7 protein-coding genes are annotated in these 3,998 nt (G+C 55.7%); all 7 read right to left on the bottom strand.

From position 1 onward, the window contains the following. Nucleotides 1-148: 148 nt before the first annotated feature. Entirely contained in the window at nt 149-313 is a 165-nt protein-coding gene (locus AC3B8H_RS19165) for a hypothetical protein (RefSeq protein WP_488443122.1), read from the bottom strand. 56 nt (nt 314-369) lie between these two features. Next, nucleotides 370-1,767, bottom strand: a complete 1,398-nt coding sequence (locus AC3B8H_RS19160) for an ATP-binding protein (protein WP_488443121.1) — start codon at nt 1,765-1,767, stop codon at nt 370-372. After that, the gene (locus AC3B8H_RS19155; protein WP_488443120.1) at nt 1,767-2,426 is read right to left on the bottom strand and encodes a response regulator; all 660 of its coding nucleotides are present in this window, start codon (nt 2,424-2,426) and stop codon (nt 1,767-1,769) included. Before AC3B8H_RS19155 ends, AC3B8H_RS19160 begins: the two co-directional genes overlap by 1 nt. Before the next feature lie 113 nt (nt 2,427-2,539). Then, nucleotides 2,540-2,926, bottom strand: a complete 387-nt coding sequence (locus tag AC3B8H_RS19150; RefSeq protein ID WP_488443119.1) for a type II toxin-antitoxin system VapC family toxin — start codon at nt 2,924-2,926, stop codon at nt 2,540-2,542. After that, entirely contained in the window at nt 2,926-3,144 is a 219-nt protein-coding gene (locus AC3B8H_RS19145; RefSeq protein ID WP_488443118.1) for a hypothetical protein, read from the bottom strand. Before AC3B8H_RS19145 ends, AC3B8H_RS19150 begins: the two co-directional genes overlap by 1 nt. Nucleotides 3,145-3,230: 86 nt before the next feature. Then, on the bottom strand, nt 3,231-3,461 hold the full coding sequence (locus AC3B8H_RS19140) for a hypothetical protein (protein ID WP_488443117.1): 231 nt from the start codon (nt 3,459-3,461) through the stop codon (nt 3,231-3,233). A gap of 1 nt (nt 3,462) precedes the next feature. After that, a partial coding sequence (locus tag AC3B8H_RS19135) for a Shedu immune nuclease family protein (protein ID WP_488443116.1) occupies nt 3,463-3,998 on the bottom strand: 536 nt, incomplete at its 5' end.

Here is a 3,998-nt window from a genome sequence, read left to right as displayed (position 1 = left end):
CTTGCTGTTTTCGTCGAATAGGAGGTTGCAAGACCGCCCGCCCGTTTGATCTTGCTTGCGAATCTTGGCTGCGTCCGGCTTGAAAGTTAGAGATGCCTAGTTCGGTCGGATCGGAGACCACCAATATTTCTCCAGCGGGGTTGTATACCTAAAGCTTGCTGTAAACCGTGTACAAACGATTGATGTAAACCGGAATTTCGCTGATTTGCGCTGTATCCTCGGCGGAGATGGCCGGATGAGCCAGGTTTTGTCTGAATTTAAAAGTCAGCGCCCAGCGGCAGTCATTGGCTCGTTCGTACAAATTACGGTCCATGATGTCCACCGCCAGGGTTGCCAGAAATCCGGCGTTGTCCAGGTAGTAGGAATGTCTTAAACCGGGTTGTTCAACACCAGCCGCGCCTGCAAGCCGCCGAGTGCCGAGCGGCTGAAGCCAATCTCGGCGCCGTGCAGCGCGACGATGCGCTGGACGATGGACAGGCCCAGGCCGCTGCCTTCGGCGCTTTGCGCGGTTTCGACGCAACGGTAGAAACGTTGGGTCAGCCGTTCCAGTTCGACATCGGCGACGCCGGGACCGGTGTCGTCCACGCAGACAGCCACCCGGTCGGCCTCGGCTCGGCAGGTGGCGCTCACCACGCCGCCGGCCGGCGTGTATTTGATGGCGTTGTCCAGCAGATTGCGCAGCAGGATTTGCAGCAATTGCGGATTGGCGGCCACGGCCAACCCGGAGGCGCCATGCAACTCCAGTTCGATGCGCTTGGCGCGGGCTTGCGGCTCCAGATCGGCCAGCGCGCCGACCAAAGCCTCGTGGATGTCCACGGCTTGCAGAGCCAACGCGGCGGCATGGTGCTGTACCCGCGACAGCGTCAACAGTTGCTGGACCAAATGCGTCATCCGCAGCACGGCCTGCTGGGCCTTGGCGATGGCTTGCGCGCGCATTGTCGGATCGGCGGCTTTTTGCGCGACTTGCAACTGGGTTTGCAGACCGGCCAGCGGCGTGCGCAATTCGTGGGAGGCGTCCGAGGTGAAGTTACGTTCATTGGCGAAGGCCTGCTCCAGCATCGCCAACAGCGCGTTCAACTGGTTCACCACCGGCAGCATCTCATCCGGCAGGCCGTCCAGCGCCAGCGGTTCCAGAAAATCCGCCTCGCGGCTGGCCAGTTCGTCCTTCAGCCGGTTGATCGGCCGCAAGGTGCGGCTGACGATCAGCCAGATCGCCAAACCCAACACCGGCAGCGCAATCAGCACGCCGACGATTTGCTGACCGGCGATGCTTTCCACCAATTGCCGGCGGATGTCGTCGCGCTGCCCAACGTGAATCACGTAATCGCCGTTTTCGCTGCTCAGGCTGAACACATGCCACAGTTGATCGTCGATGACCGTTTCGCTGTAGCCGTTGCGGGTCAGCGACAGCGCGAATTCCGGCGCGCTCTCCGAGCGCAGCACCAGGCCATCCTTGATCGAACGCAACTGAAAGGCGATCTTGCGCTCGTATTTGTGGCCGAGAATGGGCGTGTCGAACAATTCCGGGGATTTCTCGCGCTCCCATAATTTAGTCAGCGCGCGCAGCCGCAGCATGTTATCAACGAAGGCTTGCACCACGCGGGCCGACTGGGCCAGCTCGGCGTTGAACAATTCGGCGATTTCGTCGCGGGTGCGTTGATAGTTTAGATAGGCGCTGACGCTCCAGCCCAGCAGCAGCGCTGACAGTAGCGAGAACAGCAGTTGCTTTTTCAGCGAACGCGGCACCAGCCGCCAGCGTTTGGCCATCAGTCGTGATCGACGATGTAGCCGACGCCGCGTATGGTCCGGATCAGACCGGCGTCCAATTTCTTGCGCAGATGGTGGATGTGGACTTCCACCGCATTGCTCTCTACTTCCGAGCCCCAAGCGTACAGCGCTTCTTCCAGCCGGGCGCGGGAAATCACTTGGCCGATATGGCCGAGCAGATAGCTGAGCACTTCGAATTCCTTCTGCGCCAGATCGACCGGCTTGCCTTGAAAATACACTTGGTGCGCGGCCGGATCGATGGTCACGCCCTTGTGTTCGATCAACGGCTGGGCGTGGCCTTCGTGGCGGCGGGCCAAAGCCCGCAGCCGGGCGCAGATTTCGGCCAGATCGAAGGGTTTGGCGACGTAATCGTCGGCGCCGTTGTCCAGCCCGGCCACCCGCTCGGCCACGCCGTCGCGGGCGGTCAGCAGCAACACCGGCGTACCATCCTTGCGGCGGCGCAGGTTCTTCAACACGGTCATGCCGTCCATCCGCGGCAGATTCAGATCGAGCACGATCAGGTCGTAGTGGTTTAATTTCAGCGCTTCGTCGGCCTGGGCGCCGTCGGTCAGCCAATCCACCGCGTAACCTTCCAAGGTTAGCCCGGCCTTGATGCCGTCACCCAAAATCGCATCGTCTTCCACCAATAACAAGCGCATCGCCTTTCATCCGTCTAGCCAAATTGGCCGGCATTGTAGCAAAGGGAGAAGGAGGACAGACCAACCCGCCGCGCCGTTACCAAAATGCGAGTGTTTGCCATTCCGCTAAAGTCCTACCAAAAACTAGCAACCGGATATTGAGTAATTAGCTTATCCGAAGTAAGCAGCACTAGATCATGAGCGATCGCTTGGCAAACTAGCATTCGGTCAAAAGGGTCGCGATGCAAATTGGGTAGGTTGCTGAGTTGAAAAACCGCTTTGTCGTCCAAAGCCAAGTAGTCTATGAAATGCTGTTCGCATTGTTGCCGGATAAAATCCTCGGCGGCGGTCGGAAACGGCAGCTTTCCCAATTGATGTTTCACCACCATTTCCCAAATCGACACACTGCTCAAATAAACAGCGTTGTCGGGGTCTTGAAACGATTGCCTGGCTTTTGAACTGAGTTCCGGTGCGTCGGTGGTCAGCCACAAGAAGGCGCAGGTATCCAGTAATATTTTCATCACTTGCCCTCGAAGGCATCCAGCAGTTCGTCCGGCAATGGATCGTAAAACGCCGGCGGAATCTCGAATTGATGTTTGGCCAAACCAATCGGACGAGACGGCGACGACACCCGCTCGCGACTCAATCCCAACCGAAAGTAATGGATCAAATCGTAAATTTCCGCGAGTTTGTCATCCGGGATTTGTTTGATTTCGGCGATGATTTGGTCTTGTAGCATGATGGTATCTCCGTACTGGCGTTGATAAAAACAACTGCTTTTACAACGTGCTGAATTTAACGATCCTGCCTGTAATAGGCGCGGTTTCAGGGTTGATCCCACTCGTCGCGCATTGTCCGAAAAGCGGAATTGATCTCTTCGTCGCTACGCTGTCCAACCGGCAGACTGGGAACAAAAGCGGCCAAGGCGTCGTTGGCCACGGATTTCGGCGTTGAGTCGGGTTTGGATTCCAGAAACTCAACGAAATGTAAAACTTTCAAAGCCTTGGCGGGCGGCAGGGCTTTGACGTGTTGGTAGACGGTGTCGGCGATGGTCATTTTAATTACTCTCCAACTCGTTAAGTAACCAATCTAGCTGGGTGCGTGCGGAACTGATTAGATGTTCATAACCAAAAACCTTCATTCGCGGCGGATCATTTTGGCTTGAATTTGTTGGGCTGCGGCCTTTTCCCAAAAGTAGAATTTCAATTTCACCAAATTTTGGCTCTAAATCGTCACGGTATTTAGCTGCTTGGCTTTGGTCGTCTCGGGTAATGGGCTTTGAAGGCTCCTTAAATTCGACAAGCAGGTAATTCCCTCTCGGGTTCTGGGCAAGAAATAAATCCGGGCGTTTTTTAGCTCGTTTACCACTAAACTTATTGGCGGTGTATTCATGAATAGTTTTGGCTAAAGTTTTATTCGACGCAATGAGGGAGTACTCGTAACCCAGCATCCATAAGTTAGCTTCTATGACTTTATGAATAGCCATCTCAAGCGCATGAGGTTGACGAATCAAATCTTCCAAACTATCGAGCAATTTCAATCGGCTTTGCGCTTGATTGGCTATCAAAGCCATATCAAGGAAACCAAAGTCCT

The sequence above is a fragment of the Methylomonas sp. BG-2 genome, assembly GCF_057766305.1.
This window is presented reverse-complemented; position numbering and strand designations above follow the sequence as displayed.